The organism is Puia sp. P3, from assembly GCF_050632245.1.
Classification (GTDB): domain Bacteria; phylum Bacteroidota; class Bacteroidia; order Chitinophagales; family Chitinophagaceae; genus Puia.
Window position 1 is genome coordinate 3,262,082 of sequence record NZ_CP192583.1, and the last position, 19,831, is coordinate 3,281,912.

18 protein-coding genes and 1 pseudogene are annotated in these 19,831 nt (G+C 55.1%); 6 read left to right on the forward strand and 13 right to left on the reverse strand.

Translation table 11 applies throughout. From position 1 onward, the window contains the following. Positions 1 to 178 precede the first annotated feature (178 nt). Both ACQ86N_RS19875 and ACQ86N_RS19880 read left to right on the forward strand, forming a co-directional pair. The gene (locus ACQ86N_RS19875) at positions 179 to 1,588 is read left to right on the forward strand and encodes a hypothetical protein (protein ID WP_431216641.1); all 1,410 of its coding nucleotides are present in this window, start codon (positions 179 to 181) and stop codon (positions 1,586 to 1,588) included. A 192-nt stretch (positions 1,589 to 1,780) separates the two neighbouring features. Further along, positions 1,781 to 2,110, forward strand: a complete 330-nt coding sequence (locus ACQ86N_RS19880; RefSeq protein WP_431216642.1) for a hypothetical protein — start codon at positions 1,781 to 1,783, stop codon at positions 2,108 to 2,110. A 37-nt stretch (positions 2,111 to 2,147) separates the two neighbouring features. On the opposite strand, the gene ACQ86N_RS19885 is transcribed toward ACQ86N_RS19880, so the two are convergent. The 3 genes from ACQ86N_RS19885 to ACQ86N_RS19895 are packed head-to-tail and all read right to left on the reverse strand — an operon-like array spanning position 2,148 to position 5,043. Further along, complete coding sequence (locus tag ACQ86N_RS19885; protein WP_431216643.1) at positions 2,148 to 2,756, reverse strand: DUF1501 domain-containing protein; 609 nt, start codon at positions 2,754 to 2,756, stop codon at positions 2,148 to 2,150. After that, a complete protein-coding gene (locus ACQ86N_RS19890) occupies positions 2,747 to 3,442 on the reverse strand; it encodes a DUF1501 domain-containing protein (RefSeq protein ID WP_431216644.1) in 696 nt (231 codons plus the stop codon). The genes ACQ86N_RS19885 and ACQ86N_RS19890 overlap by 10 nt, the downstream gene beginning before the upstream one ends. Next, positions 3,439 to 5,043 carry a DUF1800 domain-containing protein gene (locus ACQ86N_RS19895; protein WP_431216645.1) on the reverse strand — a complete coding sequence of 535 codons (1,605 nt, stop codon included), beginning with the start codon at positions 5,041 to 5,043 and terminating at the stop codon, positions 3,439 to 3,441. The genes ACQ86N_RS19890 and ACQ86N_RS19895 overlap by 4 nt, the downstream gene beginning before the upstream one ends. Positions 5,044 to 5,148: 105 nt before the next feature. Between ACQ86N_RS19895 and ACQ86N_RS19900 the strand changes: the two genes are divergently transcribed. Then, entirely contained in the window at positions 5,149 to 6,420 is a 1,272-nt protein-coding gene (locus ACQ86N_RS19900; protein WP_431216646.1) for a saccharopine dehydrogenase C-terminal domain-containing protein, read from the forward strand. Positions 6,421 to 6,469: 49 nt separating this feature from the next. On the opposite strand, the gene ACQ86N_RS19905 is transcribed toward ACQ86N_RS19900, so the two are convergent. The 5 genes and pseudogenes from ACQ86N_RS19905 to ACQ86N_RS19925 all read right to left on the reverse strand — a co-directional run bounded on the left by ACQ86N_RS19905 (position 6,470) and on the right by ACQ86N_RS19925 (position 12,409). Next, positions 6,470 to 7,771, reverse strand: coding sequence for a hypothetical protein (locus ACQ86N_RS19905; protein WP_431216647.1), 1,302 nt, complete (start codon positions 7,769 to 7,771; stop codon positions 6,470 to 6,472). A 78-nt stretch (positions 7,772 to 7,849) separates the two neighbouring features. Further along, on the reverse strand, positions 7,850 to 8,299 hold the full coding sequence (locus ACQ86N_RS19910; protein WP_431216648.1) for a hypothetical protein: 450 nt from the start codon (positions 8,297 to 8,299) through the stop codon (positions 7,850 to 7,852). A 112-nt stretch (positions 8,300 to 8,411) separates the two neighbouring features. Next, positions 8,412 to 9,159, reverse strand: a pseudogene (locus ACQ86N_RS19915) (Sir2 family NAD-dependent protein deacetylase). A 95-nt stretch (positions 9,160 to 9,254) separates the two neighbouring features. Next, positions 9,255 to 11,852, reverse strand: coding sequence for a YfbK domain-containing protein (locus ACQ86N_RS19920; protein ID WP_431216649.1), 2,598 nt, complete (start codon positions 11,850 to 11,852; stop codon positions 9,255 to 9,257). Positions 11,853 to 11,992: 140 nt separating this feature from the next. Further along, a complete protein-coding gene (locus ACQ86N_RS19925; protein WP_431217504.1) occupies positions 11,993 to 12,409 on the reverse strand; it encodes an EVE domain-containing protein in 417 nt (138 codons plus the stop codon). 163 nt (positions 12,410 to 12,572) lie between these two features. Here ACQ86N_RS19925 and ACQ86N_RS19930 point away from each other — a divergent pair, with 163 nt between their 5' ends. After that, positions 12,573 to 13,118: a fasciclin domain-containing protein gene (locus ACQ86N_RS19930; protein ID WP_431216650.1), complete on the forward strand. Its 546-nt coding sequence runs from the start codon at positions 12,573 to 12,575 to the stop codon at positions 13,116 to 13,118. A 532-nt stretch (positions 13,119 to 13,650) separates the two neighbouring features. Here the strand turns inward: ACQ86N_RS19930 and ACQ86N_RS19935 are convergent. From ACQ86N_RS19935 to ACQ86N_RS19955, 5 genes are all read right to left on the reverse strand, one after another. After that, the gene (locus tag ACQ86N_RS19935) at positions 13,651 to 14,361 is read right to left on the reverse strand and encodes a (Fe-S)-binding protein (RefSeq protein ID WP_431216651.1); all 711 of its coding nucleotides are present in this window, start codon (positions 14,359 to 14,361) and stop codon (positions 13,651 to 13,653) included. Between the two features lie 14 nt (positions 14,362 to 14,375). Continuing rightward, positions 14,376 to 14,894: a 6,7-dimethyl-8-ribityllumazine synthase gene (ribH, locus tag ACQ86N_RS19940; RefSeq protein ID WP_431216652.1), complete on the reverse strand. Its 519-nt coding sequence runs from the start codon at positions 14,892 to 14,894 to the stop codon at positions 14,376 to 14,378. A gap of 13 nt (positions 14,895 to 14,907) precedes the next feature. Next, on the reverse strand, positions 14,908 to 15,534 hold the full coding sequence (locus tag ACQ86N_RS19945; RefSeq protein ID WP_431217505.1) for a tetratricopeptide repeat protein: 627 nt from the start codon (positions 15,532 to 15,534) through the stop codon (positions 14,908 to 14,910). 93 nt (positions 15,535 to 15,627) lie between these two features. Beyond that, entirely contained in the window at positions 15,628 to 16,623 is a 996-nt protein-coding gene (gene pdhA, locus ACQ86N_RS19950) for a pyruvate dehydrogenase (acetyl-transferring) E1 component subunit alpha (RefSeq protein WP_431216653.1), read from the reverse strand. A gap of 291 nt (positions 16,624 to 16,914) precedes the next feature. Beyond that, entirely contained in the window at positions 16,915 to 18,480 is a 1,566-nt protein-coding gene (locus ACQ86N_RS19955) for a M20/M25/M40 family metallo-hydrolase (protein WP_431216654.1), read from the reverse strand. Between the two features lie 57 nt (positions 18,481 to 18,537). On the opposite strand from ACQ86N_RS19955, the gene ACQ86N_RS19960 reads away from it, so the two are divergent. Both ACQ86N_RS19960 and ACQ86N_RS19965 read left to right on the forward strand, forming a co-directional pair. Then, on the forward strand, positions 18,538 to 19,188 hold the full coding sequence (locus ACQ86N_RS19960; RefSeq protein ID WP_431216655.1) for a hypothetical protein: 651 nt from the start codon (positions 18,538 to 18,540) through the stop codon (positions 19,186 to 19,188). Positions 19,189 to 19,190: 2 nt separating this feature from the next. Continuing rightward, positions 19,191 to 19,826 (forward strand): outer membrane beta-barrel protein, encoded by a 636-nt coding sequence (locus tag ACQ86N_RS19965; protein ID WP_431216656.1) that lies wholly within the window; start codon positions 19,191 to 19,193, stop codon positions 19,824 to 19,826. Positions 19,827 to 19,831 lie beyond the last annotated feature (5 nt).

Below are 19,831 nucleotides of genomic sequence, written 5' to 3' on the forward strand. Positions count from 1 at the left end.
CTCCTAACGATATCTGGTGAAAAATTTGCTGTCCACTAACCGGACAGAGTCCGGTTTGCTCACGACACGCAATTACTCTGTACCATTTGAACAAAATCGTATACACGGATCATTTATGTATTTGCTATTACGTAATAACAAGGAAACTGGCCCTTATTCCCTTGAGGACCTTAAGACAATGGGTTTAAAAGCCTATGATCTGGTCTGGATCGAAGGCAAAAGCGCGGCATGGCGATACCCCTGCGAAATCGAAGAGCTCAGCGCATTTGCCCCGGCCGTAGAGGAACAACCCTTTGACCGTTTTTACAAAAAGACATCATCTCCTGTCAAAGGAAATGCCAATTCTTCGGCAGTTGCGTCAGAACCCGCCAAATTGATAGCCGAGCCCGCCACAACTCCTTCGACATCGGTCTTCAGCGGTGAACCATCCACGGTCCCCGGAAAAAGGATCATATACGTCACTATGCCCGCGGCGAAGACTCCGGTCAACCCCGCCGCCGCCCGCGAAACATCCTCGCCCATCCCGGCCCGCGAGACCCGCGAAACGCCCGGGCCCGCTGTAATCCGCGAAACCGCTACCCCAGCCCGTGAGACCATTGAACCGTCTCCCTTCACGGCACCCCCGGTAATGCCGACCTACGTCGACGATCGTTCGTTCCGGCCCGAACCGGCACCAACACCCGTCCCGGCAACAAATCCCGTATACTTCGCCGAGAATAATTATGCACAGCCGTCCCATGAAGACATATCCATTGAGGAGTTCCTGCCCCGCCTCCAAAAACGCCGTTCTGGTCGCCTGGCCAAGCCCCTCGTCGTCGCTTTGACAGTCCTGGCCGTCCTGGCAGCAGGTATTTTTATAGGGCTCTCCATCAACAGGGACACGCTCGGCTTCCGGCAAAAGATCGCCTCCAACGCACATTCAGCGAACGCGCAGCCCATACATACGGCCCAGCAGCCCCCGGCTCCCGTCGTTCAGCACGAGACATCTCCCGCAGTCATCGACCCGCAACCCGCAACAGCCGCTATCACAACAGAACAAACGAAAACCGACAAGCCCCTTGCGGCAGAGGTCAAACCAACCGTCGCAGCTGAAAAGCCCTCCGCTACACCTATCGTACGTACAGCCAGGACCAAAGAAAAAGCAATCAGACCTGCCATAGCAACCGCTGCCGCAGCGAAAGATTCCTCCGCAAGCCCCGTCATTCCTCACCGGGAAGCCGCGCGCAGAACCGACGCAGACGACCGCGCCGACAACGCCGACCAGGCAGCCAACACCCGCGCAGCCATCGCCAGCCAGGTGTCCGCAAGCGCAAACGGATATACCGTTGGTACATTCGGCGGCATCAACGGTCTGCAGGTTACCGTTAGTAACCGCAGCGCCTATCCGCTGGACCTCGTCGTGGTCGAAATTCAGTATATCCAGGCCAACAAGAAGATCTACAAAACAGAAAATCTCTACTTCCGCGGGATAGGTGCGGGATCCGCCCTCATGCAGGAAGCACCCAAAAGCTCGCGCGGCATCCGGGTCCAATACAAGATAACCACGATCAGCTCCAAAGACCTCGGGCTCTCATACTCTGGAATCTAAAGAACTCATTAACAAAAGGATAAAGCAGAATTTTTCCCATTTTTTCCGTTTGGCACAGTAGTTGAAAACTACCTAATCCCTGGCCTCCCGTAAAATCCAAAAAATTAAACGCCTGTAGCAAAACAACTAGCCGTCGTTTGCCCTATAAGTGCATTTTAATTCTTAATTGGATTGAAAAAAATTGGAAACGGTATGAGAAACGCAATGGTGCAATTATGTTTGGTCATCATGGGAGTGTCCAGTATTCATGCAGTCAGACTGCTGCAAACCTCCTCCTTCCATGTCCGGATGTATCCATCCAACGGCGCCGACAGGGTCTGGGCCATCCAGGGCAAAGATTCCATCGAAATGACGAATATCAACGGAGAATACTTCCTGCGCTCGATCAACCCCGGTCACTGGCAGGTCTCCGTGGAAGCCATTTCCCCCTTCAGAAACGTCCAGTTCAACTCCGGCGACATCCAGCCCGGCTTTGACAAAGACCTTGGCGAGATCCGCCTCCAAAAAAGCAGGGTCTTCTGATCAACCCGTCCACCCCGATCCGCCCGCTCTCCCCCGGTCAACCCCGCACCAGGGGCAGTACCGGATAATCTTTTAACAAGACCGCTTCAGTTTCCGACGCGTCCGTCAAAAACCATTTCTCCAGCAGGCTGCCATAAACGGCCCTGAAATCATACTGCATCGCGATATTGTCGTTGACGGTCAACTTGTCGGGCCAGCCGGGATTCGTACCGACTATCCCTCCCTGAACGGAGCTTCCAAAAACAAAGACCGGCGCTGCCGCGCCATGATCCGTTCCTCCGCTGGCATTCGACTGGATCCGCCGGCCAAACTCGGAAAAGGTCATTCCCACCACCCTGTCGTCCACTCTCAGCGACTGCAGATCGTCCTGGAAAGCGTGAACCGCTTCCGACAATTTCGCCAATAGTTTGGCGTGCGTCCCCGTCGTAGTATCGCTTGCCTCCACCTGCCTGGCGTGCGTATCGAAGCCCCCCATACTCACCAGATAGAACCTCGTCTTCAGCCCGCCGGCCACAAGCCGGGCCACGATCTTCAACTGGTCGGCGAGCGGATTCTTACCCGCCGCGGGATACAGGTCCGACTGTTTGGTGACCTTCTGCGCCGCCTTTTTGATCACCCCCGCATACTGGTCCGTCTTCACCGACACCTCCCGGATATAAGCCAGTTGGTCCCCCGCCCTCGTATCCTCCCCCCGGCCTGCCGGTCATTCAGGAGACTGTAAAAACTATTGGGGTTGCTGATCGCCATCCCCATCGTAAGGGTCGGGCCCTGCAGCGCCGGCGATACGATACCTCCTATCTGGATGGCCAGCGGATCGGGCATCGACGGACTGGGATAGTCCTGCGGCCATCGGGGATAGACCTCATTCAGATAGCGTCCGGCCCACCCCGTTGGCAGTATCTGACCCGCATCCGCGCCCGTCAGCCAGATATCCGTCGCACGGAAATGAGAGAAATTGGGCTGCGGATAACTTACTCCCTGCAGTATGGCCAGCTTCCCGTCTCCAAACAGCTGTTGCAGCTCGGGCATCGCGGGATTCAACCCCGTCTGGTCATACCCGGCAAGCCGTAGTATCTTTTCCTCGGGGATCGCAATATTCGGCCTCGCCTTCTGATAGGCGGAATAAAATTCCAGCGGTATCACCGTATTCAGTCCGTCGTTGCCACCACTCAGCTGTATCAGCACCAACACCCGGTCCTCTCCCTGTCCACCCGGGGCCGCGCGCAACAAAGGAGAATGGGCCCAGGCCCGGAGCGAAAAGCCATTGATCAGCGCCGGAAGGACGACAGGCAGGGTGTTCTTGAAAAAGTTCTTCTCTTCATGGAAGCTCACATTAATTGATACTCAGGTTTATCCATCAGATACTTGAACAGGGCCTTCAGCTTATTCGTCACCAGACTGCGGTTGGCCTTGTCGTCGGGCTTCTGCCGCAGATTTGCCCACGCATTCGTCCAGTAGTGATCCGAGGCCATCCCCGTCAATCCGGACAGGAGGATACTCGTCTTTATCAGCTGCAGGTCCTCGGCCGGCAGCTGAACACTGTAAAGGGCGCTGACGGCCTCGCCGATCAGCCCGTCGGGGTCTTCGGGATGCGCCAGCTTTTGCGCAAAAGCAACGACGTCGATGCCGACCTTTTTTCCGTTGCGCCCAAATCCATAGCTGACCATCCGGTCTGTCAACTGATTGCGCCGGGGCAGCGTGTCCGAGCTGATCCACAGTTTGTCATATTCAGGCTCCTGATAATAAGCCTGCCACCCCGCCACATTCGGCGGATCGCCGATGTTCTGCTGTAGCCCGGCTGCCTGATTGCGAAGCTGCTCCCAAAAACCGTATTGATCCATGTATTCTTCAGCACCCGGCAATACGACGCCGAACTCGCGGCACAGACCAACGGTGAGGTCCACCGGGCTCTTGATCATGGCGCCGTAATTGGCCTGATCGAAAAAATGGCGGCTCGACAACAGCGCCTCCAGCACCGGAGTGATGGCATAGTCCTTCTTCCGGAACAGTTCAGCAAGAGGGACGATGACATTTTTTTCGGTCTCCTCGTCGATGGCGTGATAGACGAAGAATCGGTATAGTTTCCGGCAAATGAATTTGGATACCTCTTCCCGGGCAAAGATCATATCGATCAACTGGTCCACCTCGGCCGTCGCACCCGCCCCTTTCATTCCCTTTATGACCTGGTTCCCGTAAAATGCCGAGAACTGCTTGTCACCCTCGTCGTGGCGTTTGGCATCGAACGACGCAGTATAGGTCTTGTAGTTCAGCGTATAACCCGTTAGCACGCGCGCGGCCGCCTTTACATCCGTTTCGGTATAGCGGGAATCTGGCCCCTTGCCGACCGTAAACAGCTCCTGCAGCTCGCGTCCGTAGTTCTCATCCGGCGCCTTCTTCGTATTGGCATAGCCGTTAAGATAACGCAGCATGGCCGGTTCGACGGTCATCGCCTTTACCAGATCCTTGAAATTACCCAGCGCATGCTGCCGCAGCAGGACGTTGTAGCGGTAACAGAAAAAGGCGTTGTCTACGGTATTGGTTTCCGTTACGAAATGATTGTGCCAGAAAAGTACCATCTTCTCCCGGATGCTCCTCTCCTGTCCCACCATCAGTCCGAACCACCAGGACTTGAAAGAGTTCTTCCGCCGGTAGTTGTTCATGCCGTCGTATTTCACCGATACGGTCCAGTCGGCGCCGGCAGCGATCTCGCTGTCGGTATACTTGTCGTCGTTATAGGCGTTGATGGGTGGAGGCGGCAGGGGATATTCCTTTTCGATCAGCTCCCTGATGGTCTTCTTCAGCGACCGCCCGGAAAAATAGACGACGTCTTCAGCCTTTGCTCCGAATAGGGTGCGCCTCAGCAGATGCGCCACCTGAGGCTGCTGCCATTTGCCTTTATAACGTCGGAGACCGGACAGGACAGGTGTAGCCATAGGACGTGTTTCTTAGTAGATAGTATGAAACAATTATACCAAAAAAGTTTAATAAGGCAGGGGTGATTAGCAGTCGCTTAACAAAAGATGGTATCTTAGACCATTATGAAGCAAATTCTCCTCTTCGGCGCCGGCAAATCCGCAACCAGCCTCATCCGCTATCTTGTCGACCTCGCAGCCTCCCGTCAATGGCAGCTGGTCGTGGCCGAAAGCAGCCCCGCCCTCGCGGAATCGAAGCTGAAGAATGCCCCGCACACCCGCGCCGTCGGGCTCCGGGTGGAGAACGAAGAAGCCAGAACAGCGCTCATACAGCAGGCGGACATCGTCATCTCGCTGCTGCCACCCGCCCTCCACAACCAGATAGCCCTGTCCTGTCTTGCCGCCGGAAAGCACCTCCTTACTGCCTCCTACGTCGATCCTGCCCTCCGCGCCCTTGAGAGACAGATCGGCGACAGCGGACTGCTATTTCTCTGCGAGATGGGCCTCGACCCGGGGATCGACCACATGAGCGCGATGCAGATGATATCGGACATAAAGTCGAAAGGCGGACAGATCCAGTCCTTTCACTCACATACCGGCGGTCTGATCGCGCCGGAGAGCGACAACAACCCCTGGCACTACAAGATCAGCTGGAATCCCCGCAACGTCGTACTGGCAGGTTCGGCGGGCGCACAATACCTGGAGAACGGCGGGATCGTTACCGTACCCTATGAGCGTCTTTTTGCGTCTACCGGCGAGATCAGTCTGCCATCGACAGGGCCGCTCGCCTGGTATCCCAACCGGGATTCGCTTTCCTATATTCCCATTTACGGGCTGCAGGAAGCATCCACCTTTATCCGAACGACGCTTCGTTATCCTATCTTCTGTCAGGCCTGGGCAGCGATCGTCAGCGCAGGCCTCACCGATGACCGCCAGCCGCTGACCGGCACACCCACCTATGCCGCCTGGTCGGCCCCAATCCTGCCATGGACCGACGACTCCAACCGGCCTCTGTTCGAGTTCCTCGGACTTTTCGACAACACTCCCGTCCCTTCCACGGCGCGCAGTTCCGCCGACGTTCTGCAATTCCTGCTGGAAACCCGTCTGGCGATGTCTCCCCAGGACAGGGACATGATCGTCATGCAGCACGAGATCACCTACAAAAAGGAGGGAAAATTGTATACAGAAAAAAGCACGCTGATCGTGAAAGGCGAAGACAGCAGCCATACGGCGATGGCCCGCACCGTGGGACTTCCGCTGGGTATAGCCGCCAGGCTGATACTCGAGGGAAATATCAACCTCACGGGCCTGCATATTCCCATACTTCCGGAGATCTATGATCCGGTCCTGGATGAACTCGAACAGCTGGATGTCCGGTTCACGCACACGACGGAATAAAGCCCGGGCCGCGGCCTCATCCGGTGAATACCCCACTCGGGCTTCACACCTAATTAACTTCTACCGGAAGCGCGCTCAGGATATGATAATTGATATCCCTGAAAAAGATCTTGTATTTGCCCTTCTTCAGGTAGAGCAGATAACTCTTCCTGCTCCCCGGGATATAGGTCTGGTCGGCGGGTACCAGCTGCCAGGGAGTATTGTCGTTGTTGTCGATCTCATTCTGATAGTAGGCCTGAACCAGGAATACGGACGGCGTGGATGGTTTTATATAAGTGGGGAGCCGTCTTCCTCCGAGACTGAGCCAGGTAGGCCTTCCGTCCTGGAACACGGTGGGCGGATGGATCACGCACAGGTCGTAGAGATCCTTGTCTGTAACATTTACCGGGTTGTTATTGATAACGGCGATGGATGGCTCCTTCAGCGTATATTTCTGCGTGTAGGCCTGATAGATGACGCGGCCATAGCCGAAATTGCTTTCTTCCGTCATATCCGTCTGGTCGATGGTCAGCGGTTCGATACCCGAAAGTTTCCAAAAGGCCAGGGCCATAGGGATATGCCCGTCGGCGCTCTTTTTCTTGCTGATATGCGCATAGGACGCGTGCACCAGGATCCTTGCGGCCGTGTCTCTGCGCATTACCTCATAGATATTCGCCGCCTGCACGGAGTCCCGCTGATTCGCCGTATGCACCGCCGCCGCCGTATCCTCATAGGACACCAGCGTAAACCCCATTTCCAGCGCAGACCGTATCAGTTCTCCCGCCACGGGCTCGGACGCATAATAGCCGGTACGCATGCTCTCCTTCGCCAGGCTGTGATTGGAAAAATTATTCAGCATCTCCATGGCCAGGTAGCGAAAACCCTGACGATAAAAGTCGGCCAGCAGGGACAAAGTAAAAGCCCTGTGCAGCGGCTTGGCGAACGCCTCGTTGATCATGACCACCCTTCTGTCCTTCGCCGCATAGTTGATATAGTGCCGCGCGTTCACGTGCTCGATATCCTTCAGTCCTTCGGCGGTCCGGTAGACCCTCTTTCGCGTGGCGTCGTCTACGCTGTCATAGCTCTTCACCAGGTACAGCAGGGCGCTGCGGTAGTCTCCCGCAAAGGCAAAATACTGGCTCAATTCATCATAGTAACCCTTCTCGGAATAGATCTGTTTGAACTTCTCCTCGTCCTTAAAGGCATGATACAACGGGAAGAGATAGTGGAGATTGCTTTTGGGCGTCAGCGTAAGCACCCCCAGCCGGGGGCTATAACCCGTAGGTTCCGACCGTTTACAATAGTCCTCGAGCTGCTGCACCAGGCTGCGAAACATCCTGCGCACCGACGCCTGACCCAACCAATACCACACCCAATAAAAGAAACAGTTTTCTGAATTGACCCATTTGGCTGCAAAAATGGGGATATTCTTGTTAGGAAAACGATAAATCTAGGCAGGCGCCATAGTCTTGAGCTTTTTCTTATAACCCGCCAGCTGTACCCAATAAACTATCCAGCAGACCATCGCCGCAAGCGCCGCCAGACCCGCCACTATCGAAACAGAAGTCCCAAACCAATTGAGCACGGTGCTACCTACAAAAAGCCAGCAATAGGCAAGCCCTGCCGAATACGTGGGACGTTTCCCACCCGTCGCTTCGGTGACGGTTGCGTCCGGCAATATGCTGTCCGAATCATTGAAATAAGAGTTGAACTCCCGCTGCAACGAATCCGATATCCCGGCTACAACGACGAATTGGTAGTACAGGTTGAAAACAGGGATCAGCTGCAGCCAGATCTGTCCAGGGCGCATCGTCCTGTTCAATGGCTGGATCAATTTGAGCGTGTTTTGCTGCGTTAAAAGAAAGAGAATGGCCGGAACCAGAAATAGGAGCAATAGCACGATTTGCAGATAGGCAAAAGTAGAACTTGTAACACTGGGTTGCATAGATCAGCGTATTTAGGGGTTAGTATTGAAATCGTTCCAGGTTTCGTTTGTTCCGCGCCAGCTTTACTCAATACACGATCCAGCAGTTCATCATCGTCAAAGCATAAATTAAAGCAATCCAGCCAGCATTTCCTGCAGCTGCCTTACACCTGCAGATGCCGGCTGCTCGATGGCGGTCAGGTTCGGTACATGGGAAGTCTCGGGGATCCTTTTGTCGACGATGAACTTCGGTATCTCCTGCACTGGCAAAATCCACGAGCCCGGCGGCGGGATAGACCACCAGCGAGGTCCCCACCACCACAAAGACATCGGCCGAGTGTACCAGGGGGACGGCCTTTTCGATCATGGGCACGGGCTCTTCGAACCAGACGATAGCCGGCCGCAGCCTTCCGCCGTCCCCTGGCCGTTTGCCCCAGGACCATATCCTCCCGGATCGGATAGACCAGCGAGGGGTTTTTCTCGCTCCGCATCTTGAAGATCTCCCCGTGCAGGTGCATGACACTGGTGCTGCCCGCCCGCTCGTGCAGGTCGTCGATATTCTGGGTGATGATATGAACATCGAAATCTTTCTCCAGTTCCGCAAGCCCCAGGTGGGCCGCATTCGGTTCTGCCTTTGCGACGTCACGGCGCCGCATATTGTAAAACTCCAGCACCAGCGCCGGGTCTTTCGCCCAGGCGCGGGGAGTGGCCACTTCTGTTACCTGATATCCTTCCCACAGACCGTCGGAATCCCGGAAGGTCTTCAACCCGCTTTCGGCGCTGATACCGGCGCCCGTCAATACCACCAGTCTCTTCTTTTCATTCGTCGTTTTCATTCTTGCAAAATAGGCAAAACTCCCCACAAGTCTGCGGGGAGTTTTATTACCTCATCGTCCCAAAGAACAGCACACCATCCATCCTGGATACCCGCCTATCGTTTGACCGCCGCCAGCGTCCCCGCCGTTTCCGCCAGCCGGATGAACTCACTGCGATAGCCATCCTCGTCCGGTCCCTTTGCGCCCCGCGCGAGCGAAACAACCTGCCGCCAGCTCGCGCCCTGTTTGAAGTCTGAGTCGCGCAGCAACAGACCGAACTCCGCCACCGCGGAAGCCATCCGGAAATTGGCCGAAGTCTCCTCAGACGCGATCGCTTCGCCGCTGACCACGGTAGTGAGCAGCCTGCTGATCTCGCCGTCCGGCCGCTTATATCTTAATTTTATGGTCATCCATTCCCCGGAGGCCCCCGCCCCCGGTGCACGCTGGTATTTCAGCGGGTCTACAGACGTCGTGAACTCGTCCTTCATGCCGGCAGGTATGATCTCATACAAGGCCGTTACGCGATGCCCCGCCCCCAGTTCGCCCGCATCCTTCTTGTCGTTATTAAAATCTTCGTTCGCCAAAGCACGGTTCTCATACCCGATAAGCCGGTAGGCCTGAACCCTGGCGGGATTGAACTCCACCTGGATCTTTACGTCTTTCGCGATCGTGAACAGCGTACCGCCAAATTCCTTGACCAGCACCTTGCGCGCCTCGTTGCTGTTGTCGATATAGTAATGGTTGCCATTGCCCTTGTCGGCCAGCTGCTGCATCTTGTCGTCCTGGTAGTTGCCCATTCCAAATCCGAGTATGCTCAGGAAAACGCCCGTCTGCCGCTGCTGTTCGATCATCCTGACCAATTCGTCGTCGCTGCTGGGTCCGACGTTAAAATCTCCGTCGGTAGCGAGTACGATCCTGTTGTTGCCGCCCTTGATAAAATTCTTTTCGGCGATCGAATAGGCAAGCGCGATCCCCGCTCCACCCGCCGTAGAACCACCAGCCTCGAGGTTGTCGATCGCTTCCCTGATCTTCCGGCGCTCGCTGCCAGGCGTGGAAGGCAATACCAGTCCTGCATTCCCCGCATATACGACGATCGCTACCCGGTCGTTCTCCCGCAGCTGGTCAGTCAGCATCTTCAAAGAGGTCTTCACCAGCGGCAGCTTGTCGGGCTCGTCCATCGAGCCGGAAACGTCGATCAGAAAGACCAGATTGGCCGCCGGCAGCTGCTCCGTCTGCGGAGTCTTCCCCTGCAGGCCGATGAGCACGAGCTTATGTTCGGGGCTCCATGGGCAGGAAGAGAGTTCGGTGTTGACGGCGAACGGTTCGTCGCCGGCAGGCTGCGGATACTGATAGTCGAAATAGTTGATCATCTCCTCGATACGCACCGCACCGGCGGGAGGCATCGCCCCCTGCTGAATGAACCGCCGGACATTGCTGTAAGACGCCGCGTCCACATCGATGGAAAAGGTCGACAGGGGTGCCTGCTTCGCCGTCCTGAAACGGTTCTCTTCAATATGCGCATATCCCTCTCTGTTATATTCCACAGGGGACTTTTCCTCCGTCTTTACTTCACTGTCACGAACTACCCGGGGAGAGGCAAATTTCTGCGTCTGCACTGGCGGTTCCGGAGCAACGGCCCTGGCACCGTCCTGATCCACATCTTCCAGCACAACGTCATTAACAACGACCGGCGATTTCCCGATCCTTTCGTGGCAGGCAGACAGCTGCACCACCAGTACGATGCCCCCGATGACCGGCAACACCTTCCTTGCAGCGGCCGTCCTCTTCGTCTGTTTGCGTACGCCCATCCAGACCAGTCCCCCCAGCAAAAGCAGTGGCCAGATGCTGAGAAGTCCGACCAGCGCGGACCCCAGCCCATCCCATCCCTGGCTGATGGACTCCCTTATCTTATGCCACAGCGAAGGATTGGCGTCCTCCTTACCCGAATCGCCCAACACCTGGTAGAACTTCAGGTTGACCACGCTGAAGGCCGCGGAATGACCGAGATACGCGATCCTTCCGGCCGCTGCGTCCATTTCTTCCTGGATATTATCGATGACGTCCTGGATCGCCAACACATCCGCCATCGTCTTTGCCTGTTTGAGCAGCGCGAGGTAGCGCTCTCGGGCCGCCCTTTTGGTATCCAGCCGGGACCGCGTATCCACCACCTCGCCCGTCACGTCTTCCGAGCTTATCTTTCGGTCCACCAATTTGTCGCTGTCGGAGGGCAGCTGCGACAAAAGATCATCGAACTTGCCTACCGGCACCCTGATCGTAACGGTATTCTCTATGACGGAGGGCGACTGCGTTTGCTGCTCCTGCGCCATATACCCGCCTACCCGCTGTACGGTCTGGCGGAGCCTGCCGGCAAAATCCCGGAAATTCTTTACCTCCAGATTCAGGTCGGCCGTTTTGATGATCTTCTTGTCCCAGTCCGGACTGGCGGACTGTGAGACGGTCTTCTTTCCGTGGCCCTGCACCTGCTGCTGCGGCGGCGCCGGAGCCTCGTCCTTGTAAGCTACCGCATCGGTGCTCGCAAGGGAAGACGCCACACTCCCACCGTCCGCTATTTCTTTCCGGCCGCCCGAGGCAATTTCTTTTCTGTCGCTCTCCGCGACGGCCTTATTCTTTCCCGCCAGTGGAGCCCGGTCGTTACAGGCAATACAAAAGAGCAGCAGCAATGCTGCAGGCACTGTCAATACCTTAAGTCGCATAGATAATATTTTAAGAGTGGATGACTACAAGATGCAGGATGACGAATTTTACATAATCCTGTAAACGAAAATGTCCCGGAACTCGAATTGATTCCCGGGACTAACAAAAAGATTCCCAATAAAACGTTAAATGGTTACCGCTACTTCTCCCCGGCCATCCCCATCACGACCTTCCACTCCTCGTCCGAAACGGGCTGCACCGACAGCCTGCTGATCCGCACCAGCGCCATTTCCTGCAGCCGCGGATCTTCCTTTATCTGCTCCATACTAACGGGATGCTTTAACCGCCGAAACGGTTTCAGGTCGACGGCCACCCATTTGTCGTCGTCGGTGGTAGGATCCTGATAGGCCTCTTTGATCACCCTGGCGATGCCGACGATCTCCAGTCCTTCATTGCTATGATAATACAATACCTGATCTCCTTTCTTCATCCCGCGGAGGTGAAGTCGCGCCGCGTAGTTACGGACACCGCTCCAGACGGTCTCTTTGTCCTTTTCGAATTGCTCCCAGCTCGTATACCGAGGGTTCTGATTTGACGAGCCAATAAGCCATATAATAAACTATTTACCAGTTAAATGCACTAATGCTGCACCGAAAGTACAATTTCTATTTCTAAAAAAATTGATCCCCCGCAATCCGCGCCCAAAACATTCCCCGTATGTCTTCATGTTGGTTACATGTAACAAGCGCATCAACTATTAAAATCAAAAAAATTTCGTTATGAAATCGATCTCTCTATTACTCATTGCCGCCTTGTTCATCAACACTTCTTTCGCTCAGGAAAAGACCGTCGAAGTGGGCGGCGCACCCATGTATCCTTCCAAAAACATCGTTGAGAACGCGATCAATTCGAAGGATCATAAAACGCTGGTAACCGCCGTAAAAGCCGCCGGCCTGGTGGAAACGCTGGAAAGCGCGGGCCCCTTTACTGTCTTCGCCCCGACCGACGAAGCCTTCGGCATGCTGCCCAAAGGCACGGTAGAAACACTCGTAAAACCGGAGAATAAAGCGACACTGACCGGCATCCTCACCTATCACGTTGTGTCCGGCCGTCTCGACTCCAAAGAACTTGCACGCCTCATAAAGGAAGGCAACGGAACGGCCGAACTGACCACGGTCTCCGGCGGCAAACTCTGGGTCATGATGAAAGGGAAACATATTGTCCTGAAAGACGAGAAAGGAGGCATGGCGGAAGTCACCATCAGAGACGTCTACCAGAGCAACGGGGTCATCCACGTCATCGACCACGTGGTTATGCCAAAGTAAATCAGGTTCATTCACGCAATATGGCACGTGATACCCTACACAACTATTTGACAATCATCGCAAACCATCCAAAAGGCCGAATTTTGAAAAAATTTCGGCCTTTTTAAATCCAAACGGCACCAACTTTCGTATGTAATCCTGAGGCCTGGTTTTTACCCTATTTAACGCTTGCGACAGGTTGTTTTAAGGGTCAAGACCATCCGATAACCAAGGTTATATGGGTGGTCTTATTTTTTTGCCCATAGCCTTGTCTCCCCCATGCTCTTGTACCCTCCTGCCTCCATACCCACACTTTTGTACCCTCATACCATGCACCTCTATACCCTGACCTGTGAACCACAGCCATACTCTTGTACCCTCATACCATGCACCCCTATACCCTGACCTGCGAACCACGCGGTTCACACCTGCAGGGACACCGCAGGGACCCGACGGTTCACATCAAACCATTTGGTTCACACCCGCTGGATCCACGCGGTTCACAGGCCCTTCAAAAGTTGTTGATCGTTCCCCCAAAAATTTCATCTAACTATTAGCCAGAACATCCGCAATATGCATCGTGCGGATAGAATGCCCCCTTATGCCGGATATAGCCATCCAGGTGCATCAGACAGGACAGATCAGTGGAGATAATATAGTCGGCCCCCGTCGCAAGGGCATTGTTCACTTTCTGGTCGGCCATCGCGATCGAGATGGACTCGAACTTGACCGCAAAGCTTCCGCCGAAACCGCAGCAAGTCTCCACGTCGTTCATCTCCAGCAACTCGAGCCCCTTCACCCTCGACAACAGCTTCCTCGGCTCTTCTTTTATACGGCATTCCCTTAGCCCCGCACAGGAGTCATGATAGGTCGCCTTCCCATGCAGCGTCGCCCCAAGGTCCTCGACGCCGAGCACGTTCACCAGAAAGGAAGAGAACTCGAAGGTTCGCTTTTGAAGATCCCTCACTTCATTGTGCAAGGAGGAGTTGTCGAATAGCGTGGAATAATAGTTGCGAACAAATCCAACGCAGCTGGCGCTTGGCGCCACCACATAGTCGTGACCGGAGAAATCCTTCAGAAATTTCGTGCAGACATCTCTGGCTTCGTCCCTGAATCCCGCGTTGAAAGCCGGCTGCCCGCAGCAGGTCTGCTCGGCATTATACGCCACTTCCACGCCGGCTTTTTCCAGCACCTTTACCATATTAAAAGCTGTCTGCGGATATAGCTGGTCGACAAAACAAGGTATGAAAAGCTGGACCGTCATTACACTTACGCTTATCAGTTGATTATCCCGGGATTGTTATTCCGGAGAGACTTTTGGAGGGCGATCATCTTTATCGCGGTGAGGGCAGCTTCGGCACCCTTGTGGCCGTGCCTGCCGCCGATGCGCTCGTCGGCCTGCTGCTGATTATCCACCGTCAGCACGCCAAAGATAGTAGGCACCGGCAACGTCATATTCAGCTGCAGCACTCCGTCCGTAACGGCCCTGCAGACATAGTCGAAATGGGGCGTATCGCCGCGCAGAACACAACCCAGCGCCACAAAGGCCTGCGGTCTGTCGTCCTTGTATTTGTGGACGTCCCAGTAGGACCGGACGCCAAACGGTATTTCGAACGCACCAGGCACGGTTACGACGCAGTACTTGATGCCGGCCTTCCCGAATTCGGCCCGGCAACCCTTTTCCAGCTCACCTACGATGGCGTCGTTCCATTCGGTACGCACGATAACAACACAGGCACCCTCCATACTGGGGATGCCTGCCGTCTGTAACAAATTACTATTACTAACTTCTGCCATTGGGGATAAACCTTTATTGGGTGACACCCAGCCTGGCCAGGTATTTGTCGATCTCTGCCCCTCTCTGCGTATTGGGATACTTGTCCTTGATAACCTTGTACATGGCTATCGCGTCCTGGGTCTTGCCCATGCTCTCGTAGAGATAGCCGGCGCGGAAAAGATATTCGGGCGAAAACAGTTCGTCCTTCTCGAAATAAGTGCCGGCTTTCTTATACTGTTCAACGGCTTCCTCTTTCTTGTTCAGCTCGGAATAAGCATCCCCGAGCAGGCCATAGGTACGCTCCTGCAGCTGCTTCACCGGCGTGGAGAAATCCTTAAGGTATTTAACGGCATTGTTGAAATCACCCAGACGGAGATAGCAGTCTCCGGCATAGAAATTAGCCAGCTTGCCGGCCTTCGTGCCGCCATAACGGGAAATGATCTTCAGGAAACCCGCGTTCACCTGGTCGCCGTTGAGCGCCAGCCCGGCCGAGTCCATACGATAGTATTCTTCCGCGCGAAACATCGCCTCGGAAGCCTGTTTCTCTTTCGGTTCGCTGATCAGGCTGCGATAAGCAAAAAAGCCGCCTACCACCACGATGATCCCTATTAGCGCATAGGTGACCTGTTTTCCATATTTTTCCCAGGCGCGCCCTGTAATTCGGCCACCGGATTCTTTTCTTCTTCTAAATGTGCAGGGTTCTTAATCTCTGGCATTTCTTATTTTGTTTGTATTAACTCGCAATCGTTCGTTCTAGTCGACAATGAACGGATAGTTCTGGTCCATATAAATGTCCTTCAGCACCTCTGAATCATCCGGCCACGGAGACTCTTCGGCAAACTTCACGCACTCTGTCACGGTGTCGTTCACGCGCTTGTTGATCGCGTCGATCTCTTCCTGCGTGGCGTATTTCTTGGTGAGGATGGTCTGCAGTACCATTTGTATGGGATCCTTTGCCTTGTACTCTTCCACCTCTTCCTTGGTACGATATTTCTGAGGGTCGGAGATGGAGTGACCTTTATAGCGGTAGGTCTTGATCTCGAGCAGGGTCGGACCATCTCCCTGACGCGCCCTTTTCACGGCCCTTGCCACCGCTTCGTGAACGGCTTCCGGGCTCATGCCATCGATGGAATCGGCCGGCATCTCATAAGCATCAGCAAGCTTGTAGATATCGTGTACATTCGAGGTACGTTCTACCGAAGTACCCATCGCGTAGTTGTTGTTCTCGCAAATAAAGACCACCGGCAGTTTCCACAGCATCGCCAGATTGAAGGTCTCGTGCAGGATACCCTGACGGGCGGCGCCGTCCCCGAAGAAGGTCAGCACCGTATTGTCCGTACCCTTGTATTTTTCAGCAAAAGCAAGACCCGCACCCGTGCCGATCTGCGCGCCGACGATACCGTGTCCGCCAAAGAATTTCTCCGCTACCCCGAAGAAGTGCATACTTCCACCCTTTCCTTTCGCCGCACCCGTAGCCTTTCCGTACAACTCCGCCATACAGGCGTTGGCGCTGATACCCTTGGCCGGGGCCAGACCATGGTCGCGGTAAGCCGTGATGAAAGGATCGTCCTGCTGCGTAGCCGTCATACAACCGGCAGCAATGGCCTCCTGCCCGACATAGGCATGGAAAAAGCCACGGATCTTCCCTTCCATCTTATATTTTTCTTCAGCCATCAGCTCGAACTGGCGGATGAGCTGCATTAATTCGTACCAGTACAGGTAGGTCTCTTTTGAAAACTTGGTAGCCACTATATAGAATATTTGAAGTTCATTTGCTGACGTCCAAACCCTTACCGAACCATAAGGTTCAGTGAGCGGGAGCAAATATACGGGGGAAAATGCATTTATCCCATTCTAAATCAGCAGAACTTCGGCGAAGCTGCGCCCCCACGCCCGACCGTCGCCGAAGCGGCGTCCCTCACTTCTCCCCGGCCTTTCCCTTCGACCCCGCGGGCCTAACCAGCGTGAACCGTCGATCCCCGGGTCTTACCTGCGTGAGCCATCGGTACACATCCGCGTGAACCACCCCACCATGCCCCTCTAGGGCAAAAAATCGTCAAAAATGAACTTCTCCGGCTTCGGCAGGGGCTTCCGGGGCATTTTCTCCGCCCGCATCGCCGTATTATAAACGAACGACGCCAGTATCGTCGCCGCCTGCTTCAGATCGTCCATATGCAGATGATCGTAGTTGTCCTCATTGGTATGGTGCGTCCGCGTCTCATAGTCCAGCGGGTCCTGGATGAACTGAAAACCAGGTATGCCCACCGCATCGAAGGACAGATGGTCCGTCGAACCCGTATTATGCATCGTTATTGTTGACGCTCCCAGGTCGGCAAAAGGCTGAAACCACTCTTTGAATATCGGCACGACCTTCTCATTACCCTGTACAAAGATCCCCCTGATCTTACCCGACCCATTGTCGAGATTGTAATACGCCGACACCTTCTCCTGCTCGGGCTTGAACTTCATATCCGCCGGATCGCCAAAATGGTTCCGGACATAGTGGAACGAACCCAGCAACCCCTGCTCTTCCCCGTCCCACAGCGCGATCCTGATCGTCCTTTTAGGCTGTACTCCGAGGCTTTTCAATATCCGGACGGCTTCCAGCGCCACGATGCATCCGGCGCCATTGTCCGTGGCCCCCGTACCCGCCGACCAGGAGTCCAGATGACCGCCCAGCATGACGAGTTCCGACTTGAGCGTCGGGTCGGTTCCCAGGATCTCCCCGACGACATTATGCCCCCGTAGATCGTCCGTCTTCAGCCGGGTGTCGCTCTGCAGCTCGAGCTGCACGGTCCTCCCCTCTTCCAGCAGCCGCACCACGCGCAGATAATCTTCCTTTGCCACCACCAGCTCGGGCACAGCCGGCTGATCCTGCTTGCGGTAGCCAATTAAACTCTGCACCAGCACGGTGCCGTCCCTGTGCCCGCTCATCTGAAGAAGAGCCGCAGCCCCGGAGGAGGCAAGCATGCTTTTCAACCGAAACCGCTGTAGGATGATCGGCAAAAAACCTTTCAGCTGAGCCGACGTCATCATATAGGTATCCTGAATATTCGCCAGCGCACTATCCGAATAGCGCGTCGCATCCGCCTTATCATCTGATTCCAGCACACTATCCCCGGACCGCACTACGAGGATCCGCCCCTTCATCTCCGCCGCATGCGCCGCGATCCACCCCGAGTCCAGCTTTTCCACCAGATAGGCCGCGGCACTGACCGGCCCGTTGGTACTGCCGCTCCACGGAGCAGCATAGGCGATCATGGGACTGTAGTAAGGAGTGCGCATCGCCAGATAGGTTTTCTCTGCCGACCATCCATAACCGAACTCTCCCCACGGCTCCGCCTGCGCCTGTGTCAGCCCCCATTCCTTTAACGTCTTCACGATCCAGGCGGCGGCCTGGTGATACCCTGGCGAATTAGTCAGCCGGGGGCCGCTGACGTCCGTCAGCTCGTGCGCAATATGCGGTATCTGGGAATGGTTGAGCCCCTCCTCACGTATTTTGGCGGTCATCGCGGCATCCACCTGCGCGCGCACCAGTACCGGCGACAAAATGAGGGCCAGGAATGCAGCGTTCTTCAGGGAAATCCAATCATACGGTTTTCTCATGGCAGTAAGTTTTTGAAAAGATATTACATTTTCCAGTAATTATAACTATTTTACCCCATGCCGAAAACCCTTATCCTCTGCGCTGCAGCGCTTATGCTATCCCTTTTGACCCAGGCTCAGGCACGAACCGGTCTGGCCCTCGACTACGAACATATCCAGTCCCCCGCGCTGGGAAATCTTGGACCTGGATCGGGAATGGGCGGCAGCGTTTTTATCCACGCCCCCTTCGCACACAACCTCGGACTTGACTTGTCCCTTGATCTGGCCGGGGGACACACTACCTACCAATACTATCCTTATAATCCCTCACCCGGTTCCGTCTCACATCTGACCTCCTTAAAACGACCCTTTTTCTATTCGGCAATACCCGTACACCTTGTCTACAGCCATTCGTACCGGCAAATGCGCCTGTTTGCAGGCGGAGGATTTGCGTTTACCCACTTGTCGATGGACGAAGCGGATTTCCATGGATGGCAAATGGGCCCCACCTGCAATACGATCAGTCTGTCCTTTAAGGCGGGCTTCGAACTGTTCAGCCATATCGTATTCAGCGGAGAGTTTCGCCCGGCCAGTGCCGTGGTGAGCAAGACCACCGCATACCAGCCCGAACGCTATAAAATTGCCAATCAGCTGTCCGTCAAACTCGGTTATGCATTCGGGTCGCAGCGGCCGGCAAACCATTCTTCGAAAACTTACTCAAACAAGTGACTATGCTAAAACCCCTTGTCCTCGCCGCAATGGCGCTCACGCTCTCCCTCTCCGGCCGCTCGCAATTAAGACCGGGCCTCGCCGTCGACTACGAACACATAAAGGCCCCTGCCTTCGGCAATATCGGCACCGGATCCGCCTGGGGCGGCAGCATTTTCTTCCGGTACCCGTTTCCCCGTAACCACCGCCTGTCGCTGGATTTTTCCTTCGATTTTGCCGGTGGGAATACCTCCGTCCAGTACTATATATACGTGCCCGACCCGAACACTCCTATGCCGATCGGGACCCAGTCCGTGTCTCTTGTCTATGTAGGAATACCCGTATACCTGACCTACAGCCGGACATTCGGGCACCTGCGCGTATTTGCCGGAGCGGGTCCATCCTTTGCTTCTTATTCGGCGGGAGAGGTAATAGGACACGGGTTCTACATGAAACCCAACTTCACCGCGATCACGGCTTCCTTCAAGGCCGGATGCGAACTGTTCGACCACCTGATGCTCAGCGGAGAGATCCGTCCATGGAAAGGATTTTTGGGCCGCTCGGGCGTCAGCAAGGTCGACAACATGCTCTCGGTCAAGCTGGGATATGAGTTCGCGGCGCCCACAAAACATTCCCGCCGGAAACGCTCAAATACCTGATTCGG